11 protein-coding genes are annotated in these 16,954 nt (G+C 45.0%); 5 read left to right on the top strand and 6 right to left on the bottom strand.

Annotation, left to right across the window (positions count from 1 at the left end):
- Positions 1–7: 7 nt before the first annotated feature.
- Positions 8–943: a glycosyltransferase family 2 protein gene (locus E7Z59_RS02170; protein ID WP_136334648.1), complete on the bottom strand. Its 936-nt coding sequence runs from the start codon at positions 941–943 to the stop codon at positions 8–10.
- Between the two features lie 509 nt (positions 944–1,452).
- Here E7Z59_RS02170 and E7Z59_RS02165 point away from each other — a divergent pair.
- The 5 genes from E7Z59_RS02165 to E7Z59_RS02145 all read left to right on the top strand — a co-directional run bounded on the left by E7Z59_RS02165 (position 1,453) and on the right by E7Z59_RS02145 (position 10,326).
- The gene (locus E7Z59_RS02165; RefSeq protein WP_199287166.1) at positions 1,453–4,902 is read left to right on the top strand and encodes a hypothetical protein; all 3,450 of its coding nucleotides are present in this window, start codon (positions 1,453–1,455) and stop codon (positions 4,900–4,902) included.
- Positions 4,902–6,197: a glycosyl hydrolase family 17 protein gene (locus E7Z59_RS02160; protein WP_394346644.1), complete on the top strand. Its 1,296-nt coding sequence runs from the start codon at positions 4,902–4,904 to the stop codon at positions 6,195–6,197. Before E7Z59_RS02165 ends, E7Z59_RS02160 begins: the two co-directional genes overlap by 1 nt.
- Positions 6,187–7,203 carry a glycoside hydrolase family 2 TIM barrel-domain containing protein gene (locus tag E7Z59_RS02155; protein WP_136334645.1) on the top strand — a complete coding sequence of 339 codons (1,017 nt, stop codon included), beginning with the start codon at positions 6,187–6,189 and terminating at the stop codon, positions 7,201–7,203. The genes E7Z59_RS02160 and E7Z59_RS02155 overlap by 11 nt, the downstream gene beginning before the upstream one ends.
- A 58-nt stretch (positions 7,204–7,261) precedes the next feature.
- Positions 7,262–8,761 (top strand): MFS transporter, encoded by a 1,500-nt coding sequence (locus tag E7Z59_RS02150; protein ID WP_317130449.1) that lies wholly within the window; start codon positions 7,262–7,264, stop codon positions 8,759–8,761.
- A 62-nt stretch (positions 8,762–8,823) separates the two neighbouring features.
- The gene (locus E7Z59_RS02145; protein ID WP_136334644.1) at positions 8,824–10,326 is read left to right on the top strand and encodes a glycoside hydrolase family 30 protein; all 1,503 of its coding nucleotides are present in this window, start codon (positions 8,824–8,826) and stop codon (positions 10,324–10,326) included.
- Positions 10,327–10,426: 100 nt separating this feature from the next.
- Here the strand turns inward: E7Z59_RS02145 and trxA are convergent, their stop codons facing one another.
- The 5 genes from trxA to pflB all read right to left on the bottom strand — a co-directional run bounded on the left by trxA (position 10,427) and on the right by pflB (position 16,937).
- Positions 10,427–10,789, bottom strand: a complete 363-nt coding sequence (gene trxA, locus E7Z59_RS02140) for a thioredoxin (RefSeq protein WP_136334643.1) — start codon at positions 10,787–10,789, stop codon at positions 10,427–10,429.
- Between the two features lie 97 nt (positions 10,790–10,886).
- Entirely contained in the window at positions 10,887–12,275 is a 1,389-nt protein-coding gene (locus E7Z59_RS02135) for a DUF418 domain-containing protein (protein WP_136334642.1), read from the bottom strand.
- Positions 12,276–12,569: 294 nt separating this feature from the next.
- A complete protein-coding gene (locus tag E7Z59_RS02130; protein ID WP_199287164.1) occupies positions 12,570–13,853 on the bottom strand; it encodes an L-lactate MFS transporter in 1,284 nt (427 codons plus the stop codon).
- Positions 13,854–13,864: 11 nt separating this feature from the next.
- Complete coding sequence (gene pflA, locus E7Z59_RS02125) at positions 13,865–14,611, bottom strand: pyruvate formate-lyase-activating protein (RefSeq protein ID WP_136334641.1); 747 nt, start codon at positions 14,609–14,611, stop codon at positions 13,865–13,867.
- 70 nt (positions 14,612–14,681) lie between these two features.
- On the bottom strand, positions 14,682–16,937 hold the full coding sequence (pflB, locus tag E7Z59_RS02120) for a formate C-acetyltransferase (RefSeq protein ID WP_136334640.1): 2,256 nt from the start codon (positions 16,935–16,937) through the stop codon (positions 14,682–14,684).
- Between the last annotated feature and the right edge of the window lie 17 nt (positions 16,938–16,954).

Genomic DNA, 16,954 nt, shown 5'->3' with positions numbered 1-16,954 from the left:
TAGCCCTTTAAGTCCACCGGTTTTCGAGGATCTTCTGATCTTGTTTAAGGGAATCTGAAAGATGGGTCCCTTTGAGCAGAACCTTCAGTAGCGGAAGATATCCTGGTTTTATGACGACTGATAGGGAATACTTTAAGATAAGAAAGCCTTTAGCAATAAGATAAACGAGATGCCCCTCGTGCTTTCTGAGTACATAAAGCATGGATAATTTCAGCTCTATCTTTTTCCGTATAGATGTTCCCTGACTTTTCCCTTCAAAATGAAGGTACTTTGCCTGTGGGATATAGTAACAAAATTTCTTTTCTTTTTTTAATCGTTTGCATAGGTCACTTTCCTCATAGAACAGAAATATGTTCGTGTCAAACCCCCCGGAATTTTCAAAATCTGAAGCGCGAAAAAACATAAAACTGCCGTTTACATAGTCCACCTTTATGGGGTTTGGGTAGGAGATTTTACGCCTGGGTTTTATCCCGGCGGTTTCAAGAAATGCATTGCCCAATAGTAATTTGGTCAGTGAAATGAAATGATCAAAACTTCCGGCCTGGCCTTTTTCTTCTATTTTAATATGCGGACCGCAAACCCCGGCCTCGGCGTTCGATTCCATAAACTCGTAGCAAATTTTAAGGCAATCATCAAGAAGCAGGGTGTCATTGTTGATGAAGGCGTAATATTTGGCATTTGCGAATTGTACCCCCAGCATATTACCGCCTCCAAAGCCGGTATTTATCCTGCCCGGAAATAAGGTGAGATGAGGTATGTTGGTGGTACGGGCAAATTTTTGGAGCTTTTCTAGATCCTCACTTCCGGAAGCATTGTCTATAATGATATATTGAATTGAAAGTTCCGGAGAGGTATTTTTACAGATGCTGTTAATACAATCAATGGTATATTGAGCATTGTTGTAATTAATGATCACTACTGCTATATCGTAAGCTTTATCCATGCATAAGACTTTAGGGGACGTTATTAAGATATTTTAGAATATAGACTATCTGTTAAATTTAATGAATTAATTCTCACTGTTCATTATTGAAAGTTTTGTTTATAAGTGCATTAGATTAGATTGAAGGTGTTTCCTTGTAAAATTGTCGGGTTTATAATGTATCCTTATTATGCCCCATCATCTGAAAGGCTTTGTTGAGGTTTGTTATAGGAAGCTGATCATTGTTTTCCGTAAGGCCGATTGCAGGTGTCGGTCATTTTTTTTGAGGAATGATGCTGATAATCAATTGGTATTCACAGACTGTTTTACAGGGAGGTGTGGTATCTGTCCCAGGGTCTGAAGGAGTGGTCATTTCATCTTTGTTGTGGTGTTGTATAGGTGGTTTATTAGCTTGTTCCTTCTCTTCTCATTAAATTTGATTGATTTAATGCGGATCATTTTAGGGAGGTCTTTTTCTTAAGGAAGACCATCTTGATTCTTCGTTACAATAAATAAGTTCCATGAAAAATATGCAGCAGATACACCTGGGAAACACACCGGCATCTTTAGCCAAAACCGACATCGATTTTGAAGAGACAGTAGTTGATGGCGAAACATTCTATAAAATTACCAATGTAGACCAGATGCGGTCTTTTTTTATGACCATAGTGAGCAACTCGAACCATTGGATGTTCATAGCGAGTAATGGGGGGCTAACCGCCGGTAGAAAGAACAGTAACTATGCCCTTTTTCCTTATTACACTGATGATAAAATAACCGAGATGGCCGAGATCACCGGGAGCAAATCAATATTCCGGGTGAGCGTTAAGGGTAAGGTATATCTATGGGAGCCTTTTTCCGTTCGTCAGTTCGGGGTGTATAATCTGTCGCGAAATCTCTACAAAAATGCACTTGGTAATAAGGTGATCTTTGAGGAGGTAAATCACGACCTCGATATGACTTTCAGGTATGAGTGGAACTCGAGTACGACCTTCGGTTTTATAAAGCGATCATCGTTGCTCAATACCGGGGAGCAAGCAGCAGAGGTTGACCTGATCGATGGGATTCAGAACCTACTTCCCTGGGGAGTTGAGGATGCTCTTCAGAATGCCAGCAGTAACCTGGTAGATGCATATAAAAAATGTGAACTGCAGGCTCAGGCCGGTATAGGGATCTATTCTCTTAGTGCGGTCATTGTAGATAAAGCGGAGCCTAGTGAGGCGTTACGGGCCAATGTAGTTTGGTCTCAAGGGCTTCAGGGTTCTAAGCGTTTACTTTCTTCACTACAGCTGGATGCCTTCAGAAGAGGAGAGGAAGTAAATGAAGAGACCGATGTCAGGGCCGAAAAAGGAGCGTATTTTTTGAATTCGTCGATAACTCTTGGGGCGGGTGATGCCCGGGAATGGATGATCATAGCCGATGTCAATAAATCGGTTCCTGACATTATCAGTCTTAAGGAGCAGATCCTTGGTGCAAATAATATTCAGGAAGAAATACTAGGTGATATAGCTGCAGGTTCTGAAGAGCTTAAGGCCTTGGTTGGAGCAGCTGATGGCTTGCAATTAACTGCAGATAAACGAAGGGTAACAAGGCACTTTGCCAATACGATGTTTAACATCATGAGAGGGGGTATTTTTGATAGTAACTATCAAATAGAAAAATCAGATTTTATGCCCTACCTCCGTAAAGCCAATAAATCACTATACCAAAAGCACGAGGAGCTGTTAAATAAGCTCCCCCCTATTTTCACTCTTGCCGACCTGAATAGATTGGTTGGAGAAACCGATGATATGGACCTGAAGCGACTTTGTAAGGAGTATCTGCCTTTAAAGTTCAGCCGCAGGCATGGCGATCCCAGTCGCCCCTGGAATAAGTTTTCCATAAATACCAGGAATGAGATCGACGGTTCCAAGATCCTGGACTATCAGGGTAATTGGAGAGATATCTTTCAAAACTGGGAGGCCCTTGCCCATGCTTACCCGGAATTCATAGAAGGGATGATCCATAAGTTTCTAAATGCAACCACCTTTGATGGTTATAATCCATACCGGGTGACCAAAGACGGGTTTGATTGGGAAACCATAGAGCCGGACAACCCATGGTCTTACATCGGATACTGGGGTGATCATCAGATCATTTACCTGTTGAAATTCCTCGAATTTATTGAAGAATATTATCCTGAGCGTCTGGCTGCATACTTTGACCAGAATATTTTTGTGTATGCTAATGTGCCCTACCGTATCAAGGACTATGGATCAATCTTAAAGGATCCAAAAAATACTATCGACTTTGATTTTGCTGCCGATAAAGAGATCCGTGCAACACGCAATGAATTGGGAGCAGACGGAGCCTTAATAAGAGACAGGAAGGGAGAAACTCACAGAGTGAATTTTACAGAGAAGATCCTTGCCACGGTTTTAGCTAAACTATCCAATTTTATTCCTGAGGGCGGTATCTGGATGAATACCCAGCGTCCGGAATGGAATGATGCAAATAACGCCCTGGTAGGTAACGGTGTGTCTATGGTTACCTTGTATTACCTGAGGAGATTTCTTAACTACCTGGAAAGCCTGATAGAAAACTCTCCAGGAGGAGATCCGGAGATCTCAGTTGAACTACATACCTTCTTTGAACACATCCGATCGGCATTTGATCAGCATAAAGGACTGCTTTCCGGAGCTATTTCTGACCAGGACCGTAGAATGGTCCTTGATCTTCTCGGAGAAGCCGGAAGCCATTATCGCAAAACTATTTATGAGCATGGTTTTTCAGGAGAACGCAGATCTTTATCACTGAAAGAGGTACAGGAGTTTGCTGCCCTGGCTAAAACCTGGATGGAACATACTGTAAGGGCAAACAAACGATCTGATGGTCTTTACCATGCCTATAACCTGGTTACCATTAAAGGAGAACAGGAGGCAGAGATCTCTTACTTATCAGAAATGCTGGAAGGGCAGGTGGCTGTTTTAAGTTCCGGATACCTTTCTGTTGAAGAAAGCCTGAACGTGTTAGATGCTTTACGAAAAAGCGCACTCTACAGGGAAGATCAGAACAGCTATATTCTTTATCCGAACAAAGAGCTGCCAAAATTCCTGGACCGAAATAACATTCCTGAAAGTGGAGTAAATAAGTCAAAATTATTACAGCGTTTACTGGCTGAGGGCAATCAACAGGTGATATCGGCAGATATTCACGGTGGGGTTCATTTTAATGGTAATTTTCACAATATAAATTCGCTTGAAGAGGCCCTTGATCAGCTTCCTGAAGAGTACAGTACATTGGTAAGTCAGGAAAGAGATCTGTTGGGTGCGATCTTCGAGGAGGTATTTAACCATAAAGCTTTTACAGGGCGCTCAGGAACCTTTTACGGGTATGAGGGGCTCGGCTCTATCTATTGGCATATGGTTTCTAAATTGCTGCTGGCTGTATGGGAGATAGCAGATAGGGCAAAACGGGAAGGTGCCGATAAAGAGGTTCTGGATCGTGTCATTGCCCATTATTTTGAAATTAATGAAGGTATAGGAGCCAACAAGTCTCCGGAGGTTTACGGAGCATTCCCAACAGATCCATACTCCCATACTCCCGGAGGTAAGGGGGCGCAGCAGCCCGGAATGACAGGCCAGGTGAAAGAAGACGTTTTAAGCAGGTTTGGAGAATTGGGGGTTGCTGTTCAAGAAGGGAGCCTCACCTTTAAACCCTATATGCTGAAGGAGGAAGAGTTTCTTGCCAAACCGGCGCGTTTTGAATACGTAGATATTCAAGGAAACTTCCGGACCATAGAATTAGACAAGGATACCCTGGCTTTTACCTGCTGCCAGGTGCCTGTAATCTATACCAGGGCCGACAAAAATGAAGTGCAGATTTACCTGCGGTCAGGGGAAGTAGAGACCCTGGGAGGTAATGCTCTTGATACTGAATACAGTAGCATGGTCTTTGGACGAACCGGAGATATAATTAAGGTCGTAGTTGCAATAAATTAATGCCCCATATGAAGAATTTAAACCTGCTTGGCAAGGGAATCTTTACCCTTCTGATCTTGTTTTTTGCCGCCTGTAAAGACCAGGGAGGTGAAAAAATGACCAACAAAGGGAAAACTGCTGCTTTGCTGTTGCAGGATACCTCTACTATGGCTATTTCCTATGGCGGTTATCGGAAAGGGAGTAGAGATGATCAGCCATCTCTTGAAGAGTTAAAGGAGGATATGCTGATCTTATCGGCCATGGGGGTGAATATGATACGAACCTACAATGTCCATTTTCCTCATGCAGCAAATGTGCTGCAGGCCATCAAAGAGTTAAGAGATGAAGATCCGGAGTTTGAGATGTACGTGATGCTGGGTATCTGGATCGATTGCAAGGATGCCTGGACCGACCACCCGGATCACGAGTCGGAGGCTCTTGATAAAAATACCGGGGAGGTCGAGAAGGCTGTTGCGCTCTCAAAAAAATATCCTGAGATCGTTAAGATACTTGCAGTAGGTAATGAGGCTATGGTGCACTGGGCGACCAGCTATTTTGTTCAGCCGGGAGTTATTCTCAAATGGGTGAACCATTTACAGGAGTTAAAAAAAGAAGGGCAGTTGTCGCAGGATCTGTGGATTACCAGTTCAGATAATTTTGCTTCCTGGGGAGGTGGAGATGCTTCTTACCATAAGGAAGAATTGGAAGCACTGGCCCGAGCTGTAGACTATATCTCGGTGCATACCTACCCATTTCATGACACCCATTACAATCCGGAGTTTTGGAACGAAGCCATAGATACAAGCGCTGCATTATCTCAGGAGGAACAACTGGAACGATCGATGAAGGCAGCAGCAGATTACGCTAAAATTCAGCACCAAAATGTATTGGATTACCTTGAAGAAATAGGGGTGAGCAAACCGGTACATATCGGCGAGACCGGGTGGGCCAGTAGTACAGATGGTTTCTATGGTCAGGAAGGGTCAAAGGCTGCCGATGAAGTAAAACAAGCATTGTATTACAGAAATATAAGAGCGTGGAGCAAGGCCCAAAATATAGCTTGCTTTTATTTTGAGGCCTTTGATGAGATCTGGAAAGATGCTGCGAATCCCATGGGTTCTGAAAATCATTTTGGCCTTTTCACCGTTGATGGCAAGGCCAAGTATGTACTCTGGGATGAGGTAGATCGGGGGGTGTTTAAAGGATTATCAAGAAACGGTAATCCAATAGAAAAAACCTTTGAAGGCGACAGGGAAGCACTGATGCAGGAGGTATACCTTCCGGAACTGACTAAAACGGATGCAAATGAACAATAGCATATCAAAAAGGATATTGTTTACGGTACTGTGCTTTGCAATCTTATTTACTGCTGCAGCCCAGGAGGTTTCCCTTTCAGGACGACAGCTGCAGGTTAATGGTACTCCGTATACCATAAAAGGGGTATGTTACCACCCTGTTTCCAGGGGCGAAACCCAAAGGAGTTTTGAGCATCTTGACCGTGATCTGCAGCTCATGCAGGAAGCCGGTATTAATACCGTAAGGGTTTATGAGCCTGTTGCAGACAGCATGGTGCTCGATAAGCTCTATGAAGCGGGTATTCGTGTGATCGTAGGATTTGGATATAACCAAAACGGGCAATTCGATATACTTTCTGAAACCTGTCTGGACTATGTAAGAACATACAAAGACCATCCTGCGATCTTATTTTGGGAGCTGGGTAATGAATACAATTATCACCCTGAATGGTTCGGGGGCGATATCAATACCTGGTATAAGGCCTTGAATACTATGGCGGATAAAATTCAGGGGATCGATCAGGATCATCCGGTGGCTACCGCCCATGGAGAGTTGCCCTCTGCAGAAATTTTGGAAAAGTGTCCTGCAGTGGATATCTGGGGGATGAATATCTACCGGTGGGATAATCCACAAGAGCTGTTTTCACAATGGGAGGCGATAAGTGAAAAACCGATGTATATTTCAGAAGCCGGAGCAGACAGTTATATGACGGTAGCTGCTCAGGGATATGAGGAAGGTAAGAACGAGAAGGCTCAGGCTGATGCCTTACAAAAAATATTGACCCAGGTTTTAGAGCATGAAGAGGTTAACCTGGGTGTTGCTGTGTTTTCTTTTGTAGATGAGTGGTGGAAGGCCGGAAATCCTTCCCAACAGGATAAAGGAGGATGGGCCCCGGGGAGTTCCGGAGTGCCATATGACCGCACCCCTAATGAAGAATACTGGGGTATCATTGATATTGACAGACAAAAAAAGGAAGCCTATTACATTTTGAAAACATTGTTTACCAATAATACTAAAACCAACTAAATGGTTTTTATCCCGTGCATTCCCTTTGCCGGCAAAAGCCAACCTTAAACTAAACCACATGAAAAATGCCGAGGATATTATAGGCGATCAAGTTGCCATGACTCCCGATACCACTCTTAAAAAAAAGGATATGAAAAATACACATGAATATTCAGAAAAAGTACCCATGGGGCAGAAGATCGCCTTTGGACTGGGGATGCTGGCCAACCAGATGTTCCCGGCCGCCCTGGGGGTTTTTATGGTGGTTCTTGTGCAAGACCTTGGATTTCCGCCCTTACTTTGGGGTTTGATCTTCTTTCTTCCGCGATTGTTTGACGCCATTACTGACCCAATTATGGGGTTCATTTCAGATAATACCAAATCGAAATGGGGGAGACGCAGGCAGTATGTCTTTACGGGGGCAGTTATTATGGGGGTTTCTTTTGTTGCCATGTGGCAGCTCTATGAGGCCAATGGACTTACCTATAATTTCTGGTATTTCCTGTTGTTGTCGTTCGTTTTTTATCTGGGATTAACAGTGTTCAGTGTGCCCTATGTGGCTATGGGATACGAGATGAGCGATGATTTTCATGAACGTACCCGCATCATGGCAGTAGCACAATGGATCGGGCAGTGGGCCTGGGTCATTGCACCCTGGTTCTGGGTGGTGCTGTATAAGCCAGAGTGGTTTGAAACTGCCGATGCCGGGGCCAGAGAGGTTTCCATCTATGTCGGTATTGGATGTATGCTCCTGGCAATGGTACCTGCAGTTTTCATCAAGAGTCATTCTACCCTGAATGACTCCAACCTGAAACCTATAACCCTGGGTAATGTAAAAAATAGTTTTACGGAAATTACGCAAGGCTTTAAGCAAGCCTGGAGAAATAAACCCTTCATGAAGCTTTGTGGAGCTACCTTCCTGGTCTTCAATTCTTTTAATACCATTGCGGCTTTTTCTTTTTTCATTATTGTATACCACCTTTTTGGGGGTGACGCCGGAGCAGCAGGTAACTGGCCAGCGCTGCACGGCAGTGTGGGTGCCCTTGCAACGACCTTTATTGTGATCCCTATCGTTACGAAAATGTCTGAAAAAATTGGGAAGAAGAGAACCTTTATGATCTCCCAGGCCATTTCCATTATTGGTTACATCCTTTTCTGGTTCTTATTCGTTCCGGGAAAACCCTGGCTGTTTCTTATCGCATTACCTTTCTTCTCCTTCGGTATCGGGAGCCTGTTTACCATGATGATGAGTATGACTGCCGACGTATGTGACCTGGATGAACTTAAATACGGCCTGCCTCGTAAGGAAGGTACCTTTGGAGCCATTTACTGGTGGATGGTAAAATTTGGTCAGGCCATAGCCGGATTATCTACCGGGCTTATTATGGGGTTGGTTGGTTTCACCGAAGGGGCAGCTGAACAGCCTGATGGAGCCATTACCGGACTCCGGTTGTTTTATACCCTCCTCCCTATTGCAGGAACCCTGCTGGCTATGTATGTAATGCGTAACTATGACCTTACCGAAGAGAAAGCGAACGAGATCAGCCAGGAGCTTAAAAGGAGAAGAAAAGAACAGTAAGGAGCTGCATCCTGACCGACGGCTGTAACAGAAGAAATTTAATTTCAAAATTTGAAAGCATTATGAATATTAAACACCTTGTTTTAGTCCTGCTTACCGGTGGTGTGATCACGTCTTGCCAAAAGGAAGAGCAGCCGGAGATCACTGTGTTTGAAACTTCTGCCGGTGGTAATAAATTAACACAGGTTACCGGGGGTAAACCTGCAGAGGAAGTCTCTGTGATCACCATAGATCCTGAAGTGAGCTACCAGACCATTACAGGTTTTGGAGGGGCCTTTACCGAGGCCTCGGCCTCCCTCCTTAACAGGATGAGTAAGGCCCAAAGAGATACCATTCTGCAGGCATACTTCGGGAAGGAAGGAGCCCGGTATTCTCTTACCCGGACTCATATGAATTCCTGTGATTTTTCCCTGGGTCAGTATTCCTATACTCCGGTAGAAGGCGATACAGCACTGGAACATTTTACCATTGATCCGGATAAGGATGATCTCATACCTATGATCAAAGAGGCGATGGAGTTTTCAGAAGACGGATTCCGTATCATTGCCTCACCGTGGACCGCTGCTCCATGGATGAAGGATAATAACGAGTGGGTGGGCGGAAAGCTCCTGCCTGAATATTATGACGCCTGGGCCGGGGTATTTTTAAAGTATACCGATGCCTATAAAAATGAAGGCATAGATATCTGGGGTTTTACCGTAGAGAATGAACCTAACGGTAACGGGAATAACTGGGAGAGTATGCATTTCACTCCTGAAGAAATGACCGATTTTGTACAACATCATTTGGGGCCTATGTTGGAGGCAGACGGTAAGGGAGAGATGATTATCCTGGGCTATGATCAAAACCGTGAAGAACTCCCTAAATGGGTGGATGTAATGTTCCGCGATGAGGAAAGTTCCAAATATTTTGACGGGACAGCCATTCACTGGTATGAAAGCACCTATGATTACTTCCCTGAAGAACTGCAATATGCTCATGAAAAGGCTCCCGGAAAATATTTGATTCAGACAGAAGCCTGTGTAGACTCTGAGGTACCGCAATGGCAGGATGATGCCTGGTACTGGAAGAAAGAAGCTACAGATTGGGGGTATGATTGGAGAGAAGAAGAGAAAAAATACCTGCACCCCAAGTATGCTCCGGTAAACCGCTACGCCCGCGATATTATCGGGTGTTTGAATAATTGGGTTGATGGTTGGGTAGACTGGAATATGGTACTCGACAGGCAGGGAGGTCCGAACTGGTTCGAAAATTGGTGCGCAGCTCCGGTGATCGTTGATCCTGAACAGGATGAGGTGTACTTCACGCCACTGTATTATGTCATGGCCCATTTCAGTAAATATATACGTCCGGGAGCCAGGATCATTGAGGCAAAGGCTACCGATGAATCTCTGATGGTAACCGCAGCTGTTAATCCTGATAATACCATGGCGGTAGTGGTGTTTAATGAGGGGAATACTCCGAGGTCATTTCGTTTAAATTGGAACGGACTCGAGCGAGAGATCCGGATCAGTGCCCAGGCCCTGCAAACCATTGTGATACCAACAGCCCAAAAGGAGCTTTGATACAATGTGTAATTCATTTCATAGATTAAAACAGCATTGAGATAAAAACAAAAAAACCGGGGCATTTGCCCCGGTTTTCTGATTTTGAATTGATAGTAATCTAGGAAACAGTGTTTAAAAGTTCTTTTTCAATAACCTCCTTAAGCGCATGCTTTGGCAAGGCTCCGGCCTGCATCATCGGCTGGCGATCCATCGGGATGAACAAGAGGCTCGGAATACTTCTGATCCCAAACGCGGCTGATAATTCCTGTTCTTTCTCAGTATCCAGCTTATAAATGGTGATCTCCGGATGCTCATTGCTTAATTCTTCCAATATTGGGGCTACCATTTTACACGGGCCACACCAATCGGCATAAAAATCTATAATGGCGGGTTTGTCACCCTTGAACTTCCACTCTTTTTCTGCGGTATAATCGAATATCTCTTCTCTGAATTTTTCAGCAGTTAATTGTACTGTTGGCATATTTATGACATTTTGATGGTACAAAGATAAGTTGCAACCAGGTGGCCTACAGTAACCTATGTTACCTACTTTTCCTGTGGAGGTCAACAGGGTCAGGTTATTTGTCGCTCTTTACCTGTAACGGCTGCCCCGGCATAGCCACGATTCCCGGGGTTGACCTTTTAAAAGGCATTTTACGCCAATAAGTAAGGCTTCTCCACAACCATTCACAGGGCCCGAAGCGGTAGTATCGCAACCAGATCGGACTGTAGGCGATCTGCAATATCCATATAACACCTACTACGTAATAAAGCTGGTAGAACTCGAGTTCGTCAAAATAATTAAGTCCGTACCCAAAAAAGAAAAAGGTAACCAATACCGATTGCATAAGATAGTTGGTCAAAGCCATTTGGCCTACGGCTTCAAGCCTTCGGAGCAGCCATGAGAATACATTGGCCTTGTGCAACAGCACGATCAGGGAAACATGGCCCATCACCAGAAAAATACGCTGCACCTGGTAATTCAATTCGAACCAGATAAATGGGTTATTATCAATAAAGTTCATGAAAGCTTCCTCACTGTTGAAAATATACAGATCAGTGTATATGTTATTAATGGCTATCGGGAAGCCCACCAAATACCCTATGACCAAAGTGTAGAGGTACCATTTTTTCTTCCAGCGCCCGGTAAAGAATCCCCATTGTAATAAGGCCATACCTAATAGCATCAGTGGAATTTGATCTGTCAAAAGAAACAATAGGTATTTGGTCTGTCCCTCGAAGGAGCGCTCATAGGTGACTGAAGCGACATCGAGATAGCCTGATTTCAATTTTTCTGTATTTTCATCCCTTTTTTCTCCCGAAAAATCCATGTCGGCATAGATCTCTTCCCAGGCCTCTATAGCCTCTGTTTGTTCAGGAGTTATTTCTTCACCTTTCTCTTGCAGGGCGGTAGCTTCCAGGTAGGTTAATCGTGTTTCCCGATCGCTTCGGTACATGACATTATCTGTTATCAGCCCGATAAGAATGAATATAGGAAGGATCAGGGTTTTCATTCCTGGTTTCAGGTAGCGCATTAAGAAAACGATCATTCCGGCAACAGCATAAGAATAAAGGATGTCGTAGTAGAACAGCAATATATAGGCATTGAATAACCCGAAAATCAGCAGCCAAAACATGCGGGAGTAGTATAGTTTCCAGAGCCCTTTGGGGTTTTCCGGGTTTTTTTTCTGTAAAATATAAAGCATGAGTCCGGCACCAAAGAGCATGCAGAACAAAGCCCTCATCTTACCTTCAAAAAATATACTGATTATTACGGTGGTTATAAAATTCGGGCCGGTAGTGTTTGCTATCAGTGTTTGATTGTATTCGACTCCTCCGTAATTTCCGCCTATGTAAATATTCATTAAAAGAATACCTAAAAGAGCAATACCCCGAATGGCATCGAGTACCCTGATCCGGTCTTTATCTTTTACCGGAGCCGGGTTTTGTTTGGCGTGGGTTTCCATGAGTGGTATTAATTAATTGGTTCCTGAATAATGTCTAAAAAGCCTAATGAAGCTTTTTTGCAGAGGAATGGGAGAAGATCAAAATCAAAAATTCCAACGCATATAGCTGGAAGTCTGTTAAATATAGGAAAATAAACCTTGCAAAGACGATTATTCCCCGTTTTAACCCTTTGCCTGTTCACTCCGTCGCCTCTTTGCTCCCCTGCCTGGCGGCAGGAATTCCTCCCGAAGGGATGGCAGGTTTGCCTCTTCACTCCTTAACCCCTTAACCCTTAACTCTTAACCCTTAGACCCTCAACCCACGTTCTCCAGTTTCGGTGAAAATAGATGTTTTACTTTATCACCCCTGGTTTTTCTAACCTTGAACCACATAAGAAGTGCAATGCCCAGGGCTGCCATCAGCATAACAGAGAACACTCCCAGGGTGGTCTGTATAGATCCGGTTTCTGCCTTTACGATATCATAAAGGGTAGGGCCGGCGATCCCGGCCAGGGCCCATGATGATAATACCCGGCCATTAATAACCCCCATATGTTTTACCCCGAAAAGATCGCTTACAAAGGCCGGCAAGATGGCAAATCCCCCTCCGTACATAGACACGATCACGAACAATAGCAGTAGGAAAGTCCAATCTGCGCCTGTATTCGGTAGCAGGTAAAAGGCGAGGGACTGGAAGAGGAAAAAGAAAATAAAGGTGGGGAGCCTGCCCGTGTAATCGGATAGGCTTGACCAGAAAATACGCCCTAAGCCGTTAAATACACCTATAATGCCAACCATGGCAGCAGCCTTTAAAGGAGAAAAGTGTAAAGCCTCCTGCATTAACGGACTCGCTGCTGATATCAGGGCAATACCGGAGGCGATATTAATGAACATCAGTGTCCACAGAAACCAAAAACGATGGGTTTTAAGGGCCGCGTCGGGGCTGTTAATACTATCTGTATTTACCTGGGCTGAAATAACCTTTTCAGGATGAAATCCTTTCGGAAGGTAGTCGGCAGGAGGGTAAGACAGGTAAAGGGAAGATAGTATGATGACGGAAGCGTATAGCAATCCCAGGATAAAGAAGGCTTTGGCTACTCCCACCTGCTCAAAAAGACCTTGCATCAGTGGCCCGAAAAGCAATGCCGAAAAGCCGAAGCCCATAATGGCCAGCCCGGTAGCGAGTCCCTTACGGTCGGGGAACCATTTGACCAGGGTGCTGATGGGCGCCATATAGCCGATTCCGAGCCCGATACCGCCCAGTACTCCATAGCTAAGGTAGAATAGGGGGAGCGATTGCAGGTGCACGCCAAGCCCGGCGCCAAGGATTCCTGTTCCGTAAAAAAGTCCGGCCGCAATTCCGCTCTTTTTCGGGCCCTGTTCTTCCACCCATTTTCCCAGAAAGGTAGTGGTGAGTCCGAGAAACAGGATAGCCAGCTTAAAGGCCCATTTAATGGCTGCTGCATCGGTTGAAAATATGTCCTTAACAGGGTTGGTCATTACCGAGTAGGCATAGATCGATCCGATGGAAAGGTGAATACCTATGGCAGATGCAGCGATCAACCAGCGATTTTTTATGATTTTTTGAAGTTCAGGCATTTGGGGTGTTTTTAGTTTACATGTACCTCTTTAAAATATTCTCTCAGTATGTTCACTGCTTCCCCGATCTCCTCCGGAGTGTTTTCACGCGCATGGGGTATGGGGTATTCCCATCCTAAAGCCTCCCACTTATGAATGCCAAGCTTGTGATAAGGCTGAAGTTCAATTTTTTCAATGCTCCGATACTCTTTAAAATGCTGTCCCAGTTCATGAAGTAATTCCGGTTGGCCTGTTATTTCGGGGATCAGTACATAACGAAGCCACAAGGGTTTTCCTGAAGCTTCCCTGCGGGCGGCATATTCCAGGCTAAGGTCTTTGTTCTTTTCTCCTGTAATTTCCTGAAAGCCTTCTTCCCGCACATGTTTGATGTCGAGCATTACAAGGTCGGCCATTTCGGTAAGCTCGTCAGTAAAATGATTCAGGATCCTTCCGTTGGTGTCAATATTGGTATGAATGCCTTCGGCCTTTAGTCTTCTGAACAGGGGGATCAGGGCTTTTGCCTGCAAAAGTGGTTCTCCGCCGGAAACGGTGACCCCTCCGGTTTCTCCGAAATAGGGTTTCATTTTAATGGCCTTCTCCACCAGGGCGTCAACATTGTACACTTTCCCTCCGTGGGTAGCTATGGTGTCAGGGTTGTGACAGTATTGGCATTTTAGTTTACACCCCTGTAGAAAGATCACCAGGCGGATCCCCGGACCGTCATGGGTGCCGAATGATTCAATAGAATGAACGACAAGGTCGTTTTCCGGATAGTGCATGGTGTTGAGATTTAAAAATTAAGGTGCCCGATTATTCCTGAAAAATACCCGGGCACCGATCAAAATAAAATTACATGGACTCGTGGAACGATCTTGTGATCACTTCCATTTGTTGTTCGCGGGTCAATCTGATGAAATTAACAGCATAACCGGATACTCTGATGGTGAGTTGAGGGTGATCTTCAGGATGTTCCATGGCATCGAGCAGGGTTTCTTTATTAAGGACATTCACGTTAAGATGGTGAGCGCCCTTGGCAAAATACCCGTCCAGGATCATGATCAGGTTGTCAATACGTCTGCCTTTATCGCTTCCGAGTGACTTGGGAACGATAGAAAACGTATTGGAGATCCCATCCTGGGCGTCCTCGTAATTGATCTTCGATACAGAGTTTAAAGATGCTATGGCCCCATTGGTGTCTCTGCCGTGCATGGGGTTGGCACCCGGTGCAAAAGGAACTCCCTTTTTACGTCCGTCAGGGGTGGCCCCGGTTTTCTTTCCGTAAACCACATTAGAGGTAATGGTCAGAACAGACAGGCTGGGGATGGCGTCTTTATAAACTTTTAATTTCTGCAGCTCCTTATTGAATATAGACACCACATCCCTGGCAATAAAATCTACCCGGTCATCATCATTTCCGTAGGCGGGAAATTCTCCTTTGATCAAAAAGTCGGTGGTTAACCCCTGCTCATTCCTAACCGGCTTCACCTTGGCGTACTTAATGGCCGACAAGGAATCGGCAACGATAGACAACCCGGCTATTCCGTAGGCAATATTGATCTCAGGGTTGGTGTCGATCAGGGCCATTTGAGCCTTTTCGTAATAGTACTTGTCATGCATATAATGAATGATGTTCATCGAATCATTATATACCCTGGCGATCTCTTTCATGGCAATGCGGAAATTCGACATCACCTTCACATAATTAAGTTCCTCATCGGTGTAATCCGGAATGCCCTTAATTATTTTTTTACCGGTAATTTCACATCGCCCTCCGTTAATGGCCAGCAACAGGGTTTTGGCCAGGTTGGTTCGGGCGCCGAAAAACTGGATAGATTTTCCGATCTCCTGGTAAGATACACAGCATGCAATTCCGTAATCGTCAGATCCTCTGCTTTTACGCATCAGTCGGTCGTTCTCGAACTGAATGGAAGAGGTGTCTATGGCCACCCTTGAACAATATTTCTTAAAGTTTATTGGCAGATCTGAAGACCACAATACCGTGATATTGGGTTCAGGAGACGGCCCCAGGTTGTAAAGGGTTTGAAGGAACCTGAAAGAGGTTTTCGTAACCTTGGTACGGCCATCTCTGAGGGTGCCGCCAATGGCTTCGGTTACCCAGGTAGGATCTCCGGCAAAGATCTCATCGTAAGCCCCTGGTCGCAGGTGGCGTACCAGGCGAAGTTTCATCACGAACTGGTCAATATATTCCTGGGCCTGTGCTTCGGTGATCACCCCGGCCTGCAGGTCGCGTTCTATATAGATATCAAGGAAAGAAGAGACATTACCCAACGACATGGCAGCACCGTCCTGTTCCTTTACAGCAGCCAGGTAGCCCATATAGGTCCATTGTACAGCTTCTTTCGCATTTTCTGCAGGTCTGCCCAGGTCGAGTCCGTAATAAGACCCCATGACCTTCATGTCATTCAGGGTGCGGATCTGTTCAGATACCTCCTCCCGGAGCCGAATAACGGCATCGCTCATGGGGCCGGTGATCTGGCTGAGGTCATCTTTCTTTTCTGCGATCAGGAAATCGATCCCGTACAAGGCTACCCTTCGGTAATCGCCAATGATCCTTCCCCTGGCGTAGTTGTCAGGCAGTCCTGTTACAATACCAAGCGACCGGAAGCGTTTGATCTCTTCATTGTAGGCGTCAAAAACTCCGTCGTTATGGGTTTTTACATATTTGGAGAATAATTCAGTAATGTTCTCAGAAGGCTCGAGCCCGAGCTCCTCCAGGGCCTTTTGTACCACCTTGAATCCGCCAAAGGGCTTCATGGCTCTTTTTAAAGGCTCATCGGTCTGAAGCCCTACAATACTCTCCAGTTCTTTGGCAATATAGCCTGCCTTGTGGGAGGTAACTCCCGATATGGTTTGAGTGTCTACCGCAAGAACTCCGTTGCGGTTGCGTTCTTCTTTCATAATGGCTTTACAGCGATCCCATAAAGCCTGGGTCTTGGCAGTTGGCCCGGTTAGAAACTCATCATTGCCATGGTATGGGGTAATATTCTTAACCACGAAATCTCTTACATTAATCGTGTTGTTCCAATACCCTTTTTTGAATTCAGTCGTTCTTTGAACTTCGCGTGTCAGGGTTGCAGTTGTCATAGGTCTTTATTTTTAGA

Origin of the sequence: Robertkochia marina (assembly GCF_004799345.1) — a bacterium.
Lineage (GTDB): Bacteria > Bacteroidota > Bacteroidia > Flavobacteriales > Flavobacteriaceae > Robertkochia > Robertkochia marina.
The sequence above is the reverse complement of the archived record's forward strand: the minus strand, read 5'-3'. Positions and strand labels throughout refer to the sequence as shown.